The organism is Fischerella sp., from assembly GCF_013388695.1.
Lineage (GTDB): Bacteria > Cyanobacteriota > Cyanobacteriia > Cyanobacteriales > Nostocaceae > PCC9605.
The window spans coordinates 1-21179 of sequence record NZ_JACAEU010000037.1 but is presented as its reverse complement, the minus strand read 5'-3'; the positions used below and the strand labels follow the sequence as shown (position 1 = coordinate 21179).

Here is a 21179-nt window from a genome sequence, read left to right as displayed (position 1 = left end):
CTCGCAGAGTACCCGTAAGGATCATTAGTCATTAGCCAGGAACTAATGACTAATGAGTAATGACTATTGATTTACTTTATTTAGAGGCAAAAGGTTTAGTCCAGATGTCATGGGAGATTGGTGGAAGCAATGGCTGACAAACCTAGGATGGTCTCAGCTCTTGCTACTTGAGACTCTGGATATTGTCTTAGTACTGGCGCTGACCTACATGATACTTGTTATTATCAGTGAGCGCCGGACACTTTGGATGGTGCGAGGATTTATTATTCTGATGCTGGCATCAGCAATCAGTGGTAGGTTGCAGCTGCAACTGCTAAATTTTGTGCTGGAAAAATTGGTGATTGGCTGCGCTGTAGCAATGGCAGTTGCTCTCCAATCAGAATTTCGTAGGTTTTTAGAACAATTAGGACGTGGCGAATTTTGGCAGTTATTTCAACCATCCCGTCTGGTAGTTCCCAAATCTGATAGTGTAATTGATGAAATTGTCGAAGCAGTTAGAGAACTGTCGAAAAACCGGATAGGTGCGCTACTAATTATAGAAACTACGGGCCCGATTGATGAGCGGGATTTTTCTGTGCCAGGAGTAAAACTGAATGCTGAGGTGTCTAAAGAACTGATACAGACAATTTTTCAACCGAAAACTTTGTTACATGATGGTGCTACATTGATACGAGGTTCACGAATTGTAGCATCTGGTATAATTTTACCGCTTTCGGGACGCACAGCTTCGCGCCAGTTGGGAACACGCCATCGGGCAGCGATGGGAATAACTGAACGAGTCGAAAATTGCATTTGTGTCGTTGTATCTGAAGAAACAGGTTCTATTTCTTTAGCGGAAAGGGGAACCCTAAATAGACCACTGACGATCACGAAACTGAAAGAGTCTTTAGAGGCTCGATTTTCGCCAACTGTAGATCGGGAAGCTGTTGCTCCTGGTTTACTTAGTTTGGGTCGTCGGATTCGTAGTCAGGCTTTAGCACTGGTTTCACGTTTACTCGGATTACCATCGACCGCATCGCGAGACAAAAAATGACAGCACAACAAACTGAACAGCAATATCTGCCCCCTGACTTGAAAAGAGAACTACTGCCCAAACACGTTGCGGTGATTATGGATGGCAATGGTCGATGGGCAAAACGTCAAGGGCTACCCCGAATTATGGGTCACAAGCGGGGAGTAGATGCCTTAAAGGATTTGCTCCGCTGTTGTAAAGATTGGGGAATTGAAGCACTCACAGCCTACGCTTTTTCGACCGAAAACTGGGGAAGACCGCACGAAGAAGTAGATTTTTTGATGACCCTATTTCAGCGGGTTTTGCGTCAAGAACTGCGGGAAATGGTCAATGAGAATGTGCAAATTAGGTTTGTGGGCAATTTAATTTCTTTGCCGCGATCGCTACAAGCAGAAATTTCCCGTTCGGTAGAAGAAACACAAGATAATCGCGGTATCCGGTTTACTGTAGCAACTAATTATGGAGGTAGACAAGAAATTATCCAAGCTTGCCGTGCGATCGCCGAAAAAGTACAGCAAGGTTTAATCCAGCCAGATGAAATTGACGAGGCGACATTTGAACGTCATCTTTATACTACTGGTATTTGTGACCCAGATTTATTAATTCGCACCAGTGGAGAAATGCGAGTCTCGAATTTCCTTCTCTGGCAAATAGCTTATTCAGAAATTTATATAACTGACACCCTCTGGCCGGATTTTGACCGTAGCGAATTCCATCGTGCCTTGTGTGCCTACCAGCAACGGGAGAGGCGGTTTGGGAAAGTGTAACAACTGGTTAGTGGTTGGTGGTTAGTGGCTAGTGGTTAGTGGTGTTTTTTACTACTAACTACTAACTACTAACTACTAACTACTAACTACTAACTACTAACTACTAACTACTAACTACTAACTACTAACTACTAACTACTAACTACTAACTATTATTTATGGGCCAGAAAACACCGCCTGTTCTATATCTTGCCGACTCAGGGAATACTTGAAGGCGCGTTGGATATCTTGCCCATCTTCCGCAGCATGGAGATATCGGACTATGATTTGCTCTACATCAAGCCAAAGTTCGGCTTTCCAAGAAGGGCGCTGCACGTGCCAGCAATGCAACTGCATTTCATCTTGTTGACAGCCTTGTTCTTTCAACCACTGTTCAATTTCGGGGAGGGGATGGTTATACAGTGGTGTGTCAGCGGGAGGAAGAGACATAGGAATTATGAATGATGAATGATGAATTATGAATTTTTCAAGAGAATAGTTAAGATATATTACAATTTATCAATGGTAATTCATCATTTATATTTTGTTTGGGTAAATTCCTGCTGTACTACAGGGGTTGGTTGTACTAGTTGAGTTTGAAAAGCAGCCTCACCACGAGTTAAGCCAATGGCGATCGCCAGTAGCAAACAACCCAAAAATGTTATACCCAAGATAAACAAAGCAAAAATTTCACCCGGTGAGAGGGGGCGATCGCTAGCCTCCAGATAAGCAGATTTAGACCAGTCGTAGGAATAAGAAACAGGATGGTTTAAATCGGGTGGTGCTTGAATGACGCCAAAGCGGGAATAGCCAATTCTTAAGTCATAGCTTAACCGTCGTTCTGGGTTACTGAGGGTGGCGTAAGCTTCGTTAAGTTGCTGAAATTTGGCAGTAGCAATGACTGTAGGCAAGTCAGTAGTGTCGGGATGATAGCGTTTGCTTAACTCCCGATAAGCACGACGGATTTCAATTGCCGATGCGGAAGGATGCAGCCCTAGCAAGGTGTAATAGGTGGGTTCACTGCTTTGTGGCATTACCCCATTCTGATTCACAGCTGTTTTATTCACCTAGCGACAAACTCTATTTCTCTAATTTCTAATATTTTAAACCTACTAAAAAGGTTGTTGGTGGTTGTTGGTTGTTGGTTGTTAGTGGTTAGTGGTTATGGTTATTCCCCCACTCCCCCCTCTCCCTCTCCTCCACTCCTCCACTCTTCCCTCTTAGAATGCGCCGCCATTACTTGATCAATGCGATTTTGCACCGCCGCCGCAGCAGAGGAGATTTCTTCTGGTGGAATATTCCATAGTTTGGTAATCAGCCACTCGGGTACAGGACTGATTAACATATGACACCGACCGCAAAGTGTAATCAAATTTGACAGGTCATTCGTTCCGCCTTTACTTTTAGGAATAACGTGATGCACCTGGCCGCTGTATTCCCTACCACATACTTGGCACTTGCGGTTATCTCTTTGCAAAACTTCACTTCTGATTTCTCGCCAAGATGACATGAGAATGTTTTTTAAACCTAGAACCAAATGCTCCCACAGCTAACTCATTTACGAGTTTGTTCGACAAACAATTTATTCATTGCTACGAAAACAAATCAGCGCGGGGTTTAAAAGTTTCAATCTGCCGAATTTTTTCGTATAATTCCCGTTCTTCTGCACTAATATTTTTGGGAGTAACTATTTGAATTTCCACCAATTGGTCGCCACGTTTACCTTTCTCGCTGGGGTAGCCTTTTCCAGACAAACGCAATCTTTGCCCAGATCTAACTCCGGGGGGAATTGTCATTTTGACCAAGCCATCGAGGGTGGGTGCCTCTACCTGTCCTCCTAATACTGCTTCGCTGGGAGTAATAGGGATTTGACAATAAACATCTGTGCCTTCAAGCCTGAAAATAGGATGAGGGTCGACAGTAATTTTTAAGTACAAATCACCACCATTAATCCCTTGATTTCGCAGACGAATCGTTTGACCCGTAACCATACCTGCGGGCATACCTACTTCTAGCGATCGCCCATCTTCTAAGCGAATTCTCTCCAACCCACCGTGATATGCTTTTTCTAAGGGTAAAGACAATTTCGCCTCGATATCTCGACGCGCAGGGCGTTGGTTTGGTGTATATGCAACTTTTGTTCTGGGAGTACGAAACGGATCGCTAGTGGTATTAGTAGCCGTAGCTGTGCCGTTTTTACTGGTTCTTACACCGATCACTTCATTAATAAATGTAGTAAAATCGGAATAATTGCCAGGATTTACATCCTGAGTATTGCGACCGTTAGAACGGTTATCTACTCCCCAAGGTTTACTTTTTTGTGCTTGTTTGTCGAAGCCTTTTTGCTTCCAATAGCGGCTAAACTGATCGTACTGCGCCCGCTTAGCTGCATCGGAAAGAATTTCGTAAGCCTCGCTTATATCCTTAAATTTTTCTTCTGCTGCTTTGTTCCCTGGGTTAAGATCCGGGTGATACTGCCTGGCTAAACGCCGATAAGTCTTTTTAATTTCTTCATTTGTAGCATCTTTAGATACTCCCAACATTTCGTAGTAATCGCGAAAATTCCGCAAATTCTGCATAGTCAGCTGTTTAACTTTAGATTTTAGATTTGAAAATTTTTAAACAATAGCAGTGAACTGTTGATTGTTGGCTGTTGTTTGTTAGTTGTTGGTTGTTAATTATTACCTACTAACTACTAACCACTAACTACTACTTTTCCTTATTACCAATTATTAATTATTAAATCCGAATTACGAATCAATTTTATTACCTTTTCAACTACTATAGGTATTCTGAAGAAAGCGAGGTGGGGTTTCCCACCTAGCAAACTTTACAACCAATCATCGTCATCATCCCAGTTATCCTGATAGCTGGGACGAGCTCGGCGTGAAGAACCGCTGTCAAAGGAAGAAGACCGATTGTCTCTACCATAATCTCTGTCATAGTCTCTACTAGGACTTCGACCATAGTCTTTGCCATAGCCTTTGTCATAGTCTCTACTGTTGTAGTCTCTGCTATAACCTCTGTCATAATCCCTACTGGAGTTTCGGCCATAGTCTTTGTCATAGTAATCGCGATCGCGCAGCGTCTCCCGTGGATAATCGCGTTCTTTATCGCCACCAGTAAAGATGTCTTTGATCGCACCAAACAAATCATCGTCTTCCTCTTCAGCGTAGTACTGCCGGACTTCCCGGTTGAGGTCATACAATGCATCTTGCAGATCGGCGTAAGCTTGATCAATCCCGCGTTCGTCGTTTTGCTGTAAACTCTCGCGTAGTTCTCGACAGATGTTGTCAATTTGTTGACGACGGGTGCGGGCAAATGCCATACCAAAATCCAACGCCACTTCTCGCAGTTGTCTTTCAGCTTGCAAAATCAAAGCCTCAGCACGGGTACGTTTTTCTACTCTCTCTTTACGCTGTCTGTCTTGATCGGCAAATTTCTCAGCTTCTCGAATCGCCTGTTGAACTTCGCTTTCGCTAAGGGTTGAAGCGCCTTGAATCGTGATACTTTGTTCTCGACCCGTAGTTCTATCTAGTGCAGTTACCTGGAGAATGCCGTTAGCATCAATATCAAATGATACCTGGATTTGCGGGATGCCGCGAGGTGCTGGAGGAATACCATACAGCTTGAAACGCCCCAGAGATTTGTTATCCACTGCCATTTCCCGCTCGCCTTGGACTACGTGAATCTCCACAGTGTTTTGATTATTTTCTGACGTCGAAAATATATCAGAACGGCGAACGGGGATAGTTGTGTTGCGGGGAATCAGTACTTTTTTGACGCCACCAATAGTTTCCAATCCCAGGGAAAGGGGTGTAACATCTAGCAGCAGAACATCTTTAAGTTCGCCTGCAAGAATGCCTGCTTGAATGGCTGCACCAACTGCCACAACTTCATCAGGGTTAACGTTTTGGTTGGGTTCTACGCCAATCATTGCCCGTACTAGTTGCTGTACCATTGGCATCCGTGTAGAACCGCCTACCAACACGACTTCATCAATGTCTCTAGGGGTAAGTCCGGCATCTTTCAACGCCCGTTTTACGGGTATACGCAATCGCCCTAACAAGTCATCGCACAAGCCTTCAAACTGGGAACGAGTCAGGCGGGTTTCCAGATGTTTGGGGCCATCTTCGGTAGCGGTGATAAAAGGTAAGTTAATATCGGTAACGCTGACTGCCGAAAGTTCGATTTTGGCTTTTTCCGCAGCTTCCATCAAGCGTTGGAGGGCCTGGCGATCGCGTCTTAAGTCTACCCCTTCTTGTTCCAAAAACTGTTCTGCCAACCAATCGACAATTTTCTTATCAAAGTCATTACCACCAAGTTGGGTATCGCCGCTGGTAGATTTGACTTCAAAGACGCCATCACCAACATCGAGAATTGACACGTCAAACGTGCCACCACCTAAGTCAAATACTAAGATTGTTTCCATCTCACCGCGATCTAAGCCATAAGCCAAAGAAGCGGCGGTAGGTTCGTTGAGAATCCGCAATACGTCTAAACCAGCAATTCTACCAGCATCCCGTGTTGCCTGCCGTTGAGAATCATTAAAATAAGCGGGAACGGTAATCACTGCCCCTGTGACTGGTTCACCTAGATATTTACTAGCGTCTTCTGCCAGTTTCTTGAGAACCATTGCCGAAATTTCTTCTGCGGCGAACTCTTTATTCAGGCGAGGGCATACAATTTTAATATTGCCGACTTCATCTTTACGGATGGTGTAAGGTACTCGCTTCGAGTCTGGGTTGAGTTCGCTATACCTGCGCCCAATGAAGCGTTTGATTGCAAAAAAGGTATTTTGAGGATTGAGGACGGTTTGTCGCCGCGCCATTTGTCCAACTAGGCGTTCACCATCTTTGCTAAAGCCAACTACGGAGGGAGTTGTTCGCATACCTTCTGCATTGGCAATAACCACCGGCTTGCCACCCTCCATGACGGCGACTACAGAGTTTGTCGTCCCTAAGTCGATGCCTACTACCTTGCCCATGCGCTACGCTTCTCCTAGTATCTCTATATAAAAATTATTTGTTTAGAACTAATGCTTGATTTATTGTATCTTGCTGTTGATAAATACACGGTCAACCAGGTTCGCTGCTAGAATCTTGTGAATTTAAAGAACCAACTGGAAACTCATCTTAATGAGATAGCGCGCGATCGCGATCCCTATATGGCAAGTGCTGGCCATTTCTTTGTCCAAGAATACATTCGCGCCTCATTTGCCAAGTGGGGGAGTGTGGATATCCACACCTTCTATGTGGGTACTAAAGCCTGCAAAAATCTCATCTTAAATTTACCCTCTGCTGCCCCCTCAGAAAAGGGAGATTTGCCACCAATTTTAATTGGTGCCCATTATGATGCTGTACCTGGTTCACCAGGGGCAGATGATAATGCTACAGGTGTAGCAGTATTGTTGGAGTTAGCAAGAATGTTTGCTACAGAACCGATAAAATATCCCCTACAACTGGTGGCTTTCGATATGGAAGAATACGGTTTGTTGGGTAGCACCGAGTATGCAGCCAAGTTACAGCAACAACAGCAACCGCTACGCCTAATGATCTCTCTAGAGATGTTAGGTTATTGCAATTCTACCCCTGGTTCTCAAACTTACCCGCCTCCTTTACAACACATCTACCCCAGCCGTGGTGATTTTATTGGTTTAATTGGTAATTGGCGAACATTGCGAGATTTAATTGGCATTAGTCGCAGCATTCGTAAAGTTGGCGTCCCCAGTCAGTGGTTGCCAGTTCCAAATAAAGGTCATATCGTCCGCCAAACAAGACAAAGCGATCATGCACCTTTTTGGGATGCGGGTTATCCAGCAATGATGGTTACAGATACGGCATTTTTGCGGAATCCACACTATCACAAACCCAGCGATACTATTGCTACTTTGGATTTAGATTTTCTCACTGGTGTTTGTCAGGGTTTGGAAAGGGGAATTCGGCGGTTGTGAAGATGAATAAACATGGCAAGTAAAACGTGCTATAGGATAGTTAAATTGACAACTTTTCTATATCAATTCTCTGAACTCAATCTTTCCGTTAAAAGAATAAGGTTGTTAGTTGTTGGTAGTTAATGCTTGGTTATTCCAACCAACAAACAACAATCAACAAACAACAACCAACAAAAATATATTTATCCAAACCAATGAGAAGGTTCACAACCTGGTTGAACTGTTTCACAAAGGTGACGGCTGATCCAATCACTTTTTTCTTGCATGATTGAATAAATACCTTGGTGAATCAAATTCTGTAAATGTATTTGATGTTCTAGAGGACTGCGGGGTAACTTGTAATCTAGCCAGCAAGTTCGATCAGGTTCAATAGCACTGTAACAACAAGGAATACGGCTAAAGACGAAGGTAATTAGTTCTTGACGCAACTCAGGAATAGCAAAAGCTTGTTGATAAGGATGATATGGATAAGTATCTAAAACACTTTCAATTTCTGCTATTACTGATTGCTGCGATAAATTGAGTACTGTTTTCATCAGCTTTTAACTCCTTTTTTATTCAGTTAATTGTTTGTCTTCGATATGAGGGTGTATCTTAGCGAGTTGTCATTACAACCAGTAATTAGCCGTGAATTTAAGTAATCGAGGCTTTATCTAGAAGCCGAACCTTATATCAACACAAAATGTGATAAAGTAAGAGCAGCTTATATAAATAAAATTGCATCTGTCAGTCAACGAATACTTAAATCATTTATAGATACACTGGTTAAGGCTATTTATGGTGTATCTAATGCTAATTATTTCAATTCCCTGACTTTTTGGCGGAAAAATACACAAAACTCATTATAAACTCGTGCAATTGATGTAGTAAATAATACGAAAAGTTAATGAAAATAAATTTAAGAAATAAAATTAACTGACTTATTCGAGAAGAATTAAAAAACTAAATTTTAATGATGGCAAAATAGCTGAACTATTCGTAAATAAATTTCTAAGCAGCAAGGTAAACTGGTTGCATTGAGCAACCATGTAACATGAATTTTAATTTCTGTATTAAGAAGTAGCGTTAGGTCTAAAAGCATAACATCGCTTTTGAGATAACCGCCACATTAATCACTATCAATTTGTAACAATTTTTGCTTCAATCATTCCACATTACAAAAACTGCGATCGCTCTTCGGAATCATTTAGGCGATCGCATTCAAAAAATTTTTCAAGTAAAGGGGACTGGGGACTAAGGACTGGGGATTGGGTGTAAAATCGAAAAATTCATGTAAAACCAACGTTTTTGGCTGTTTTCCAGTCTTAGTTAGTGGCATTACCAGCTATCAACCAACACCCAACAACTCATCATAAACAAATGAGTGCTGAAAGCTAATAGTAGAATAAGGTACAGAAAAAGCTGCATGGAAGGGAGGAAGGGAAATTGGACGAACTCAGGGCAGCACTCGAGCTCGCTACCGAAGACGAATTACAGGACTTGACGGCAATTCTGTTTAGCCGTAAGTTCAACCCTCTAGACTACGTTCAGACACCTGAACCGATAGAAGTGCAAAGCCAAGGTCGAGAAGCTTGGCTGGATGCATTAGAACAGCGCTTTCGCTTTTTAGCGGCTGATGGGGTGACAGTATTGCGAGGACGTACAAATCAGGTAACGTACCGACAAGCACTGATCCAAGTATGTAAGTATTTAAAAATCCCCTATTCTAATGATCTGTCAACCATTGATTTAGAAGCAGAAGTTTTTTTACATCTGCTGGGGCGGGTGTGGAAAAAACTCCCAGAAAAGGAAAAACAAAAACTAACTGTACGAGTGCAGCGCCAGCTAGCAAAATCACAACTAGACGAACCGCTACCATTGACTTTGCAGCCCGATCCTTTGGGACTGCTTTTTAAAGGAGGTAGTGCTTTGGCTGTCACCTCCGTAATCCAACCGCTGCTACTCAAACAAATTGCCCGTCAATTTGCTATGCACTTTGCCACCTATCAAGTTGCCAGACAAGCTAGCCTCCAAGGTGGGGCAGTTGCGACAACTCAATTTCAAAACTATGTTGTTTTACAAATGGCACGGCGAGGCATGGCTGTGAATGCAGCTCGTTATGGAGCAGTTCGCGGTATGTTTGCCTTTTTAGGGCCGATGATGTGGGCTTGGTTTTTTGCGGATTTGGGGTGGAGAGCGATCGCTACCAACTACGGTCGGATTATACCAACCATCTTCGCTTTGGCTCAAATTCGCCTCACTCGTGCTGAATGTTGGGAGTTAGCTTGACGAAATAGTCATTAGTCATTGGTTATTAGTTGGTAGTTGGTAGTTGCTTGGAACAATCAACAACCAACAAACAACAAATAACAAACAACAAACAAATGACAAATGACAAAGTACAAATTACCTTTTTTGCGGCATCCCGATCCTAGTTTGCAGTTTTCTTGGAATTCTGCTCAACTAGGACTGCTCATCTTTCCATTAATTCCATTGTGGGGGGCGGTGATTTTAGTTTTGGTATTGTTAGGAACATGGTTCCAAAAATACCACACAATTATTCGCCGCCCCCAAAATTTGGGATTTGCGCTTTTAGGTATATTGCTAATCATTAGCACTGGCTTTGCTTTTGATCAAAAGGTAGCAATTCTTGGCTTATTTAATTTCTTACCATTCATTCTATTTTTCGCTGCCTTTAGCGCCCTCATCCAGACACCAGCGCAACTGCGACAACTGTCTTGGATTTTGGTAATCACTTCTGTACCAGTAGTGAGTATTGGCTTGGGGCAATTGTTTTGGGGTTGGGCTACTCCAGCGCAATGGCAAAGCATTTTTGGTTGGGCGATCGCATCAGGAGGAAACCCGCCAGGTCGCATGGCTTCTGTTTTCATGTACGCTAATATTCTTGCTGGTTATTTGGTGATAGTTTTTATCCTTAGCTTGGGACTATGGCTGGAAGCTTATCAGAAGACAAGAGTCATTAGTTATTCTCCGCGTCCCCACGTCTTTGCGTCCCTGCGTATCCCCCTCTTCCTCACTGTGGTAGTGATTGCTAATTTTGTGGCATTAATTTTGACCAACTCGCGGAATGCGTGGGCGATCGCTGTTTTTGCCTGTTTAGTTTATGCACTTTATCAAGGCTGGCGCATTCTGGTTGCTGGCGTCACCGCTGTAGTTACGAGTGTGCTGTTAGCTGCTTTTGCTCCTTCTGCAATTGCTAAGTTGTTCCGCAAATTTGTGCCAGCTTACTTTTGGGCACGGTTAAACGACCAAATGTATTCAGATAGACCTGTAGTCTTACTTCGCAAAACCCAGTGGCAATTTGCTTGGTCACTAACTCAGCAGCGGCCTTGGACTGGTTGGGGATTACGCAATTTTACCCAATTGTATGAAGCGCAGATGAATATTTGGTTAGGTCATCCCCACAACTTATTTTTGATGCTATCTGCTGAAACAGGCTTACCCGCAACAATTCTATTTTGTGCCTTACTCGTTTGGATATTTATTGCGGGCGTCCAATTTTTGCAAAATTCCAAATCTCTCGATCCAGAAGATAGATTGATATTTTTTAGTTATTTGGTAGTTTTCGGTGCTTGGGTATTATTTAATACGTTTGATGTTACCTTCTTTGATTTGCGGTTAAATACACTTTCGTGGTTGCCGATTGCTGCCATTTCTGGTGTAGTCTATCGCTACAATCAACACAAAAAGCTTGTAGCTCATCGCAGTTAGCTAGAATAACAGTCTGAATCTTTTCAGTGTATATACAGGTGGCAATTTATTTTTGAGTTAATAAAATTACTATATTCACGTCTGTGACTGTGAGTGTGACTAATCAGACATTAGTCACTGTTGCTGATTGTTGGGAAGGTGTAGGTTCACCCTTTGTGGGTGTTTTCCTGCAAAATGGGCATCTTTATATAGATGCCCTTATCTATTTTTGGTTTTGGTAGTTACTCGCTAGGGTTTTGGCATTCAATTTTTAACTAAAAACTTTAATTTTGAGCTTAATAAACTAAGGAATTTTTATGATGGAAATCTATCAATTAGTTGTCGCGGTTTGGGTTATTAGCAAGATTTTGATCGGAATAAGACATTGAGAATGTTGGAGAAGTATCAAATTCCTTGGGCGATCGCCCCTAGCCGACGCCAGATGCTACAACTCTGGAAGAGCCGCCGGCTTAAAAAAGGGGTAAATCATCGTTAAAGTCTCCCTTAGAAAGGGAGATTTAGAGCGATCGCACTCGTAAAATAGGTATCTGTAACCAAAAAGCAGACACCTAGTTAGTCAATTATTATGTTCTCGCAAGCTGACTTTATTCAGTACGCCCAATGGTCGGGTATTGCCACATTGGTATTTGCAGCTCTGACAGTGTTGGGTTTTATTTTGAAATGGGGGCTGCGCTTTCGGTTGGTGGGTACGACGGGTTTTATGTTAGTCCTAACGGCTGGTTTATTTGCCCTCTCCTTAGCCCCTTTGACCCGTACAGTGATTCCTGGGGCAGTACGGTACAAATTGGTTTATGATAATGGGGCTACACAAACAGTGATTGCAATCTCTCCTGAGATTACTCCTACAGAATTAGAAGCAACTTTGCGCCAAGCAGCAAGTGACTTATATTCTTATGGTCGTATGGGTAAACCAGGACAAAACCAGTTGACCATTCGTGCTCGTACTATTCTCCATCCAGAACCAGGGGTTTCTGTGCCATTTTACTTGGGTCAGGTGAAGCGATCACTTGTTAATCGTGAAGATCCGCAAATGGCAATTGAAATTTACCACGATAGATTTGCTCAACTACCAAAACCCAACGCCTAAGCAAAGAGGAGGGGGGATGGGGAGAGGCTCTTCTATTTTTTCACTTCTCCACTCCTCCACTCTCACACTCCGCCTATTGGCGAATTTTACTGAGGGCGTGCCAAGTAATTTCATCAATAATGCCAGTATCCGGTAAATTGTTGCGCACTTGCCAAGTTTGGACAGCAGCTTCTGTAATCGGCCCGAAATAACCATCAACGTATCCTATGTAATCTTGCGTTGATTTCAGGACACGCTGCACCTTCATCACTAATTCTCCACTGCTACCTTTTCTCAACTCTGGTAGCTCCACTGGTCTACCTGTGTATAAGGTTAGCCATGTCTTGTATCCAACAATGCCATCATCAGGTAGAAAAAAACGACGCTGATATCTTTTTACACAATCTTGCGTCACCTTTTCAAATATGCCATCAATTTTTCCAGTATAAACACCTCTTTTGGTTAAAAGCTGTTGTAACTCCTCCACCGCTTCACCACTAGAACCAAGCCGTAGTTCTGGCTTGTTTAAATCTGTCTGCACCATTTCTGGCACTGTGTTGCTGTGATCGCTTGCCGATTGCATGTTCCTACCCCTTGGGAGCAGCGTTTAGTATAGTGTAGTTTTTTAACACCGATCTTGCATCACCCAAGCGGGGTACTTCCACCTATCCTCAATCTCCTGAAAAAGGTATAATCTTTTTGTGTTTTAAAATACATTACTAATTGATTTTTGGTTAAGATATTAATCTAGCTATTAAAACACTGGGAAAACTAAGCAAGTGTAAGAGTCCTAGGTTTGAAATTTAGTACTTTTTTGTGTTGCAAACTTAGTTTTACTTCCCCGATATTAAAAAATTTTGTGAAATGCTATTGTTAATTAATTAGTTATATGATTAATCAATTTACAGGACAGTTGTCTACTCAAACTCCTAATTTGTTACTTCCTCTGGTGGTAGCGCCAGCAAAAGTGATCCGTGGCTCCCAAATCTTGACACAAGTATCAGATGCGATTGCTCATTTGGGTAATCGTCCTTTGATTGTGGGAGGCGATCGCTCTTTCAAAGTTACCCAACCCCGCCTACAACCAGTTTTAGAACAGCAGCATTTACACTTTGCCCAAGCTTCTTATGCACCTGATTGTAGTGAAGCAAGCCTAAAAGCTTTACGTGAGGCTGCTAAGGAACATAAAGCTGATGTAATTATTGGTGTAGGTGGTGGTAAAGCACTGGATACAGCAAAATTACTTGCGTACCAGTTGCAATTACCAGTAGTAACAATTCCAACCTCGGCAGCAACCTGTGCGGCTTGGACTGCTCTCTCAAATGTGTACTCTGATGAGGGGGCATTTTTATATGATGTGGCGCTAGATCGGTGTCCCGATCTATTGATCCTCGATTACGATTTGATTCAAACTGCACCGTCGCGCACTCTGGTAGCGGGAATTGGAGATGCGATCGCCAAGTGGTACGAAGCTTCGGTAAGCAGCGGACACTCAGAACAAACCCTGATCGTTGCTGCCGTACAACAAGCGCGAGTATTGCGGGATATTCTCTTGCAAAAATCTGCTGCCGCCCTCAAAGAACCGGGTAGTGAAGTTTGGCAACAAGTCGTAGACGCTACCGTTTTATTGGCTGGAGTAATTGGCGGTATAGGTGGTGCTCAGTGTCGCACCGTTGCCGCCCATGCCGTACATAATGGTTTAACGCACATTTGTAGACATGGCAGTATTCATGGCGAAAAAGTCGCCTATGGGATTTTGGTGCAACTGCGTTTAGAAGAAATGATTCAAGGTAATCAGCTAGCAGCATCTGCACGCCAACAGTTACTGAAGTTCTACGCCGAAATTGGACTGCCGCAAAAATTGAGCGATTTAGGATTGGGTAATATTAGCTTGAGTGAGTTGCAAACCGCTGCGGAAATTGCCTTAGCTCCTAATTCTGACATTCACAGATTGCCATTTAAAGTTGCGCTAGAACAATTGATGGCAGCGATGGTTTCTACCACTGCACCTGTAGAAGGAAATCGCACCCAGTTGGGATTGACGCCAACTGTTAAGGAGGAGAGATTATCGAATTGCACAGAAGCAGATAACTAATGAATTATGAATGCTGAATGATGAAAAAAGTATAAACGTGATTTACATTTCATACTTCATTATTCATCAACATCTCATAGTTCATAATCTTACTCATTTCATAATTCATAATTTATAATTTTTCCGATGAACTTGGATTGGATCGCCCCAGCACAACGCATACAAAAATTACCAGCCTATCCATTTGCCCGTTTGGATGAACTCAAAAATAAGGCGCGGGAACAAGGACTGGATTTAATTGATTTGGGCATGGGCAACCCAGATGGCGCGACACCGCAGCCAGTTATTGAAGCTGCTATCAAAGCTTTGCAAAATCCTGCTAATCACGGCTATCCTCCCTTTGAGGGTACTGCTAGTTTCCGCCGTGCCATTACTAGTTGGTATCATCGCCGCTATGGAGTAGTTTTAGATCCAGATAGCGAAGCCTTACCGCTACTAGGTTCCAAGGAAGGATTGGGGCATCTAGCACTAGCATACATCAATCCTGGGGATGTGGTATTGGTACCTTCCCCCTCTTATCCAGTTCATTTTCGCGGCCCGGTAATTGCCGGAGGAAATGTCTATAGCTTGATTCTCAAATCAGAAAACAACTGGTTAATTGATTTGGCAGCAATTCCTGACGCTGTCGCCGAAAAAGCAAAAATTCTTTATTTTAATTATCCTAGCAACCCGACTGCTGCCACAGCACCCCGGGAATTTTTTGAAGAAATCGTTGCCTTTGCCCGCAAATACGAAATTCTCCTCGTACACGATTTGTGTTATGCCGAGTTAGCTTTTGATGGCTATCAACCAACCAGTTTATTAGAAATTCCTGGCGCCAAAGATATTGGCGTGGAGTTTCACACTATGTCTAAAACTTATAATATGGCAGGTTGGCGCGTCGGGTTTGTGGTTGGCAATCGCCATGTAATTCAAGGTTTGCGGACGCTGAAAACTAACCTGGATTACGGTATTTTTGCAGCCTTACAAGCCGCTGCCGAAACAGCTTTACAATTACCTGATTCTTATTTGCAGGAAGTCCAAAATCGCTATCGCACCCGTCGCGATTTTCTGATTCAAGGGTTAGCTGAGTTGGGTTGGAATATCCCTAAAACCAAGGCGACAATGTATTTGTGGGTTCCTTGTTCTGTGGGTATGAGTTCGACGGATTTTGCTTTGTGGGTATTGCAGCAAACTGGTGTAGTCGTCACTCCTGGTAATGCCTTTGGTGTTGGTGGTGAAGGCTATGTACGCATCAGTTTGATTGCAGAGTGCGATCGCTTTGGCGAAGTCTTGCACAGATTTAAACAAGCTGGTATCCAATATCAAGCGGATGCAGTTGTCTCTAGTTCACAATAGAGAAGACGTACATTTACTGTTTGGAATTGATGCAAACCCCCTCAACCGTTCCAAATGCAATTGTTTCTGGATTTCATGCCCTTTCTGAACCATTTAGGATTTGTTAATTTATCCAACCTTGTTGAATTATTATTCTTCGGCTTTGCATTGCTTGTGCAAATAAATCTGTTGGCAATGCTTCTTCAACAGGCCAAACTCCTGGTTTTTTGAGCGTTCCTTCTAGTAAGAATTGGGCAATACTACCCGTACCACAACCAGCAGCAACAGCAGTATTTTCATGGACTAAAGTGGAGTAATAGACGGCTTGCTGACCATTTTTTTGACCTGTGACTTCCGAACGAACAGCGACTCCAATACCAGTAAAGCGATCAGTAACATCTGTCATAAAATGGCTAACATGGGAAAGAAATTCTACACCTTTGGGATTCTGTATCCATGATTTTGGAAAGACATGAGCAGCAATCCAAGTCAGGTGATTGTAAAAATCAGGAACAGAGCCAAATTTAGTAATGACGGTTTTAACTCCTGGGAAGGCATGAGGTAGGGTGAAGGTTTCTGGCATATCAAACCAGTAAACCCCACTGCGTCCGTAGGGTGGTGGAAAGTTAACGATTTCGCGATCGCTATAAGGCTTGACTATTTGCCATGTACCATCTATCCAGGCTGGAAAAGGATTTTGTAAACCTAAAAATGTGGTTCGCATTACCGTGATGCCAGCACCACCAGAACCAGACACCAAATAACTCAAATGTATTTTTTCTGGTGTATCGAATTGCTCGACATCATGACGCACCATACTGTTAGAAATACCAGGAAAAATGCCAGTGTTAATTATCGCTGTCACACCCGCAGTAACGGCTTCTTCATGATAATTTAGTGCTTTGCTAGTAAAAGAACGGTGGTCACTAACATCTATATAATTAACCCCTTCTTCAATACAAATTTTTAGAACATTAGCATCTCGATGGTGAAATGGGCCTGCACAGTGGATAACTAAATTCACAGAAGCGATCGCCTCGCGCAATTTCTCCACATCCGCCAAATTCAACACAAGGTATTGTAAAGGCGATATATTTTGTGTCTGTTCAGGGGTACGCCCAGTAATGATAAGTTCTGCCTGCGTATGGGTAACTAAATCCTGAGCAACACTACCGCCGATTCGCCCCCGTCCTCCAAGAATCAAAACCCGATCTCTCATCGCTCCAGCATTGGCAACAGCAGCTTTATCACATCAATTTTCAGTTATGGTTGTCATCGCTAGCAAGTATGACATTGCTTATTCAGAAAGTAAGACTTTCGGCGTTACACATTTGGCGAACAGTAATCTCACCTAAAAGCTTTATGTGGAAACGCTTACTTCGCAGGCGTTCCCAGGGGGTTATATCAATTCTCAAAACTAGAACTACATATGGTTCGTAGTAAGCACTTAAGTGCTTACTATAAGCTAAGAAAACTTGTAGTCATTTTTTCGATAAACAGTATTATTTTGCGTCTCTAGATAACGTTTGAGCATTATTCACTCCGAAAAGGGGAAATGGGGGTATCTTCCCCGATGTTAAAAATCAGGTAGACAATATTACTCTTTCGCGAGTTATAGAATTAAGAGTTGTATACAGAAAACTGTTTTCTTTGTGTCTTTGTGGTTTAATACTTTGTGCGACTTAGGAAAGTGCCCCGCGCAACAGTGCTAACTTTTCCGGCAAAATCCGATAGTAGATCCAAGTCCCGCGCCGTTCTTTTTCCAGTAAACCCGCTTCGTACAAGACTTTAAGATGATGGCTCACTGTCGGTTGCGAAAGTCCCAAAGGTTCTGCTAATTCACAAGCACAAACCTCTCTACTCGGCTGTGCTGCAATCAAACTCAGCATTTGTAACCGCGCAGGTTCGCCTAACACACGAAAAATAGCAGCTAGATGTATCGCCTCATCAGGTGTAAGACGACCAGCAAGCAAAGGAGAGCAACAAGATACGACAGGTTTAGATAACTTCATACTTTCTATATTGACACATATCAATATGCATGGCTAACATATTGATATAGTTAAATATTGATATCAATCAATATAAGGAGTTACTGGATTATGTCTCGTCTTCAACTAGCACTGAATGTGAGTAACATTGATGCTGCTGTCGATTTCTACAGCAAACTATTTGGAACTGAACCAGCAAAGCGTCGTCCAGGCTATGCCAACTTCGCCATTGTTGAGCCACCTTTAAAACTGGTATTGTTTGAAAATCCTGCGGCAACTGGCAAGTTGAACCACTTAGGGATTGAGGTGGAATCATCAGACAAAGTTGCAGAAGCAAGCGATCGCCTCAAGCAGGCTAACTTAACAGTCAAGGTTGAAAACCAAACAACTTGCTGCTATGCCTTGCAAGACAAAGTTTGGGTTACAGATCCAGATGGTGATGAGTGGGAGGTTTATACAGTTCTGAAGGATTCACCAACATTTGCTTGTGGAAGTGCTGAGAAAACTGTATCTGCTTGTTCGTAACTTACTCATAATTTCGCACAGTCTTGGGGCGATCGCTTTCCGAGTCGCCCTACCAATAACCTTGAAACTACGCTCCTACCAAGTTAAACACATCAAGTTTTTTTGATGCTTTTTGTAAAATGTCATTTATTGGTAGTTGACAAATCAACTTTTTTTGAAATGATAGTAAGTATAACTATCATATACGCCACGAGGTGAGGTTATGGGTGCGACAGGAAAAAATTTGGCTCTCGCGCTTGGTATGTTGGTTTTAGCAACGAGTTGCACGACCAACACATCTACGCAAACTTCTCAATCGCAAAATGCAACTGAAGTAGCTAGTTCAGAAACGGTTGCAGCGGTGAAAATAGACGGTTCTAGTACCGTTTATCCAATTACCCAGGCGATCGCCAAACAGTTTCAAGCAGAAAACAAAAATAAAGCAAATAAAGCACAGGTAATAGTAGACTTTTCCGGTACTAGCGGCGGATTTGAAAAATTCTGTGCTGGAACAACAGACATCAATAATGCCTCACGGCCAATTTTGTCCGCAGAGATGGAAGCATGTAATAAAAATAACGTGAGATTTATAGAGCTTCCGGTGGCGTTTGATGCTCTTACCATCGCCGTTCATCCTCAAAACAACTGGGCAAAAGACATTACTACCGCTGAATTGAAAAAGATTTGGGAACCTGGAGCCCAAAACAAAATCACTCGTTTAAAAATTAAAAATTAAAAATGCAAAATTCAATTTTTAATTTTTAATTTTTAATTTTTAATTGGAGCGAAGCGAGTGACACTGGCGTTTTGGACAAGTGGAGTTTTTCCCAGACGGCGAGTGTTACCGTATATTTTGGCACAGTCAGTTGGAGCGATCGCAGCCTCAGCTTTACTGCTGATTAGCTTGGGAAAAGTTGCGAATTTGGGGGTGACTTTACCGCTGAATGGCAACTGGTTTCAATCTTTCATTTTGGAAACCATTCTGACTTTCGTCTTGATGTTTGTAATTTTCGGTTCCGGACTAGATCGCCGCGCCCACATTGGTTTTGCTGGATTGGCAATTGGTCTAACTGTAGGCTTAGAAGCTATGTTTATGGGGCCAATTACCGGTGCGAGTATGAATCCAGCCCGTTCATTAGGCCCAGCGCTGGTGGGAGGAATTTGGCAATCTCACTGGGTTTATTGGGTAGCACCTATTTTGGGGGCGCAATTAGCAGTGGTGGGATACCTTCCGCCGCGTTCGTGACCAAGTAAAAGAACGCGTTGTGAAATTGATTGAAGAACTTAGTTAACAGTTGGATTACACATTAGTTTGCTAATCGAGAAATTAGCTCTGTTTGATAAGTAAAATGCGCCCTGTACGATTCCCGACTTCTTAGAGAAGTCGGGAATCTGTATTGTATTGTTTAATCATGCGAAAAAGCAATCAAACATCATTATCTTCTTAAAAATAGATAAAATTTCTGAATGTATTTGTATTTATCTTTAGTCGTAAATGTAGGTTTATAGGGAACTATTAAGCTTTCAACAAACACTTTTTTATTTATGTCTAGAGAAAGAGGTCAATCACAAAAATAAAAAGCTAAAATAATAGTTTAAACTACAGATTGTTTTATCTTCTAGTTAATTGTGATTCATCAAAACACGGAAAATGTACTTAACCGTCCAATTGAAAAAACATCTGTTGAGGGTTATAAATTTAGCTGGTTTGATAGGTTTTGTCTGTGGTATCCTCCTGGTTGGCTGATTCTATTCAATCGGCACTGGCAGTATTATCATTCAGACCCTGATGGATGGAATTGGCTAGAATACATCTTATTTTTAATTCCAGGTGGTTTTTATTTAGCACTATTCATTCGCTGGTTGCGTCTTGGCTGTCGTTCGCCACGCCAAGAAAATGAAGAATTTGACCCCAACTATCAACGAGCTTTTCGTGAAGAAATTCTTGCTCCTATTATTGAATATTATTTTCATGGTGAATTGCAACAACTAGAAAACTTGCCGCCTACACAACCAATGATTGTGGCAATGAATCATGCGGGAATGTGTTTTCCGTGGGATTTTTTGACCTTGGGTTATTTATTAGGTAAAGAACGGGGATGGGTAGTACAAACTTTGGCTGGTATATCTTTGTTTGACCATGCTTGGATGATTTGGTGGTTGCCGCCTGGGTGGTCAAAAGTTTTAGGTGGTGTGAGAGCAGAGTTGGATGATTTCGCGGCTGTTATGCAAGAGCGTAAAATTATCCTATATGCACCAGAAGGGTTACGCGGGCCAAGAAAAGGTTGGCGAAAACGCTATCAATTGGAAAAGTTTGATTTGAGTTTTATTCAGTTGAGTCAACGTTATCAAATTCCAATTTTACCTGTTGTTTGTATTGGGAATGAAAATTTACATCCTTGGGCTGTCAATCTGCGAAAATTGCAGAGGCTATTAAAATTACCATTTTTGCCTTTATCACCTTTAATGTTGGTTTTTCTTCTTTTTCCATCAATGGGTGTTTGGGCAATGAAAAGCCGTCTGCGTTATTTTATTCAGCCTTTGGAACTAACCACTTCAAAAACAGAGAGTGAAACTGAGTCAGATACAAGACGTGCAGTAGCTTTTAAACAGGCGCAAGCATTGCGAGAAAAGATACAAGATCAAATTAATAGGCTAATTGCAAGGCGTTGCTGAATTTGGTCATGAATTATGTTTGCATACATTTTTGTAGCTCGATGCCAAATCATTGTAGAGACGTAGCATTGCTACGTCTCTACATATCCGTGAATTGTAAATTCATAT

At 42.3% G+C, this 21179-nt stretch carries 19 protein-coding genes and 2 pseudogenes; 12 read left to right on the top strand and 9 right to left on the bottom strand.

Annotated features, from left to right (window positions below):
- Positions 1–109: 109 nt before the first annotated feature.
- Both cdaA and uppS read left to right on the top strand, forming a co-directional pair.
- Entirely contained in the window at positions 110–1033 is a 924-nt protein-coding gene (cdaA, locus tag HXY43_RS06300) for a diadenylate cyclase CdaA (protein ID WP_290881282.1), read from the top strand.
- Complete coding sequence (uppS, locus tag HXY43_RS06295; protein ID WP_290881279.1) at positions 1030–1779, top strand: polyprenyl diphosphate synthase; 750 nt, start codon at positions 1030–1032, stop codon at positions 1777–1779. The genes cdaA and uppS overlap by 4 nt, the downstream gene beginning before the upstream one ends.
- Positions 1780–1935: 156 nt before the next feature.
- Here uppS and HXY43_RS06290 read toward each other — a convergent pair whose 3' ends face one another.
- The 5 genes from HXY43_RS06290 to dnaK all read right to left on the bottom strand — a co-directional run bounded on the left by HXY43_RS06290 (position 1936) and on the right by dnaK (position 6745).
- Entirely contained in the window at positions 1936–2208 is a 273-nt protein-coding gene (locus tag HXY43_RS06290) for a DUF3143 domain-containing protein (RefSeq protein WP_026734185.1), read from the bottom strand.
- Positions 2209–2291: 83 nt separating this feature from the next.
- Entirely contained in the window at positions 2292–2792 is a 501-nt protein-coding gene (locus HXY43_RS06285; RefSeq protein WP_290881289.1) for a J domain-containing protein, read from the bottom strand.
- Between the two features lie 134 nt (positions 2793–2926).
- A complete protein-coding gene (locus tag HXY43_RS06280) occupies positions 2927–3268 on the bottom strand; it encodes an HNH endonuclease (RefSeq protein WP_290881276.1) in 342 nt (113 codons plus the stop codon).
- An 82-nt stretch (positions 3269–3350) separates the two neighbouring features.
- Entirely contained in the window at positions 3351–4337 is a 987-nt protein-coding gene (locus tag HXY43_RS06275; protein WP_026734183.1) for a DnaJ C-terminal domain-containing protein, read from the bottom strand.
- 251 nt (positions 4338–4588) lie between these two features.
- Complete coding sequence (gene dnaK, locus HXY43_RS06270; RefSeq protein ID WP_290881272.1) at positions 4589–6745, bottom strand: molecular chaperone DnaK; 2157 nt, start codon at positions 6743–6745, stop codon at positions 4589–4591.
- 117 nt (positions 6746–6862) lie between these two features.
- Here dnaK and HXY43_RS06265 point away from each other — a divergent pair, with 117 nt between their 5' ends.
- Positions 6863–7711: a M28 family peptidase gene (locus tag HXY43_RS06265; protein WP_290881270.1), complete on the top strand. Its 849-nt coding sequence runs from the start codon at positions 6863–6865 to the stop codon at positions 7709–7711.
- A gap of 182 nt (positions 7712–7893) precedes the next feature.
- Here HXY43_RS06265 and HXY43_RS06260 read toward each other — a convergent pair whose 3' ends face one another.
- Positions 7894–8247 (bottom strand): hypothetical protein, encoded by a 354-nt coding sequence (locus HXY43_RS06260; RefSeq protein ID WP_290881267.1) that lies wholly within the window; start codon positions 8245–8247, stop codon positions 7894–7896.
- Between the two features lie 889 nt (positions 8248–9136).
- Between HXY43_RS06260 and HXY43_RS06255 the strand changes: the two genes are divergently transcribed.
- From HXY43_RS06255 to HXY43_RS06245, 3 genes are all read left to right on the top strand, one after another.
- Entirely contained in the window at positions 9137–9979 is an 843-nt protein-coding gene (locus tag HXY43_RS06255; protein WP_026734177.1) for a YaaW family protein, read from the top strand.
- A gap of 102 nt (positions 9980–10081) precedes the next feature.
- The gene (locus tag HXY43_RS06250) at positions 10082–11422 is read left to right on the top strand and encodes an O-antigen ligase (protein WP_290881263.1); all 1341 of its coding nucleotides are present in this window, start codon (positions 10082–10084) and stop codon (positions 11420–11422) included.
- A 565-nt stretch (positions 11423–11987) separates the two neighbouring features.
- Positions 11988–12509 (top strand): Ycf51 family protein, encoded by a 522-nt coding sequence (locus tag HXY43_RS06245; RefSeq protein ID WP_290881260.1) that lies wholly within the window; start codon positions 11988–11990, stop codon positions 12507–12509.
- A 73-nt stretch (positions 12510–12582) separates the two neighbouring features.
- Here HXY43_RS06245 and HXY43_RS06240 read toward each other — a convergent pair whose 3' ends face one another.
- Positions 12583–13071: a peptidoglycan-binding protein gene (locus HXY43_RS06240; RefSeq protein ID WP_290881257.1), complete on the bottom strand. Its 489-nt coding sequence runs from the start codon at positions 13069–13071 to the stop codon at positions 12583–12585.
- 306 nt (positions 13072–13377) lie between these two features.
- On the opposite strand from HXY43_RS06240, the gene HXY43_RS06235 reads away from it, so the two are divergent.
- Both HXY43_RS06235 and HXY43_RS06230 read left to right on the top strand, forming a co-directional pair.
- Positions 13378–14583 (top strand): iron-containing alcohol dehydrogenase family protein, encoded by a 1206-nt coding sequence (locus HXY43_RS06235; RefSeq protein ID WP_290881254.1) that lies wholly within the window; start codon positions 13378–13380, stop codon positions 14581–14583.
- A gap of 126 nt (positions 14584–14709) precedes the next feature.
- Positions 14710–15921, top strand: a complete 1212-nt coding sequence (locus HXY43_RS06230; RefSeq protein WP_290881252.1) for an aspartate aminotransferase — start codon at positions 14710–14712, stop codon at positions 15919–15921.
- A 103-nt stretch (positions 15922–16024) separates the two neighbouring features.
- On the opposite strand, the gene HXY43_RS06225 is transcribed toward HXY43_RS06230, so the two are convergent.
- Together HXY43_RS06225 and HXY43_RS06220 are read right to left on the bottom strand one after the other, a co-directional pair.
- Entirely contained in the window at positions 16025–17119 is a 1095-nt protein-coding gene (locus tag HXY43_RS06225) for a saccharopine dehydrogenase NADP-binding domain-containing protein (RefSeq protein WP_290881250.1), read from the bottom strand.
- A 463-nt stretch (positions 17120–17582) separates the two neighbouring features.
- Positions 17583–17912 carry a helix-turn-helix transcriptional regulator gene (locus tag HXY43_RS06220; RefSeq protein ID WP_290881248.1) on the bottom strand — a complete coding sequence of 110 codons (330 nt, stop codon included), beginning with the start codon at positions 17910–17912 and terminating at the stop codon, positions 17583–17585.
- A gap of 90 nt (positions 17913–18002) precedes the next feature.
- Here HXY43_RS06220 and HXY43_RS06215 point away from each other — a divergent pair, with 90 nt between their 5' ends.
- The 4 genes and pseudogenes from HXY43_RS06215 to HXY43_RS06200 all read left to right on the top strand — a co-directional run bounded on the left by HXY43_RS06215 (position 18003) and on the right by HXY43_RS06200 (position 21071).
- Positions 18003–18416 (top strand): ArsI/CadI family heavy metal resistance metalloenzyme, encoded by a 414-nt coding sequence (locus HXY43_RS06215; RefSeq protein ID WP_290881246.1) that lies wholly within the window; start codon positions 18003–18005, stop codon positions 18414–18416.
- Positions 18417–18618: 202 nt separating this feature from the next.
- A pseudogene (locus tag HXY43_RS06210) lies at positions 18619–19113 on the top strand (substrate-binding domain-containing protein); the annotation flags it as partial.
- 75 nt (positions 19114–19188) lie between these two features.
- A pseudogene (locus tag HXY43_RS06205) lies at positions 19189–19641 on the top strand (MIP/aquaporin family protein); the annotation flags it as partial.
- A gap of 383 nt (positions 19642–20024) precedes the next feature.
- Positions 20025–21071, top strand: a complete 1047-nt coding sequence (locus tag HXY43_RS06200) for a 1-acyl-sn-glycerol-3-phosphate acyltransferase (protein ID WP_290881242.1) — start codon at positions 20025–20027, stop codon at positions 21069–21071.
- The last annotated feature ends 108 nt before the right edge of the window (positions 21072–21179 follow it).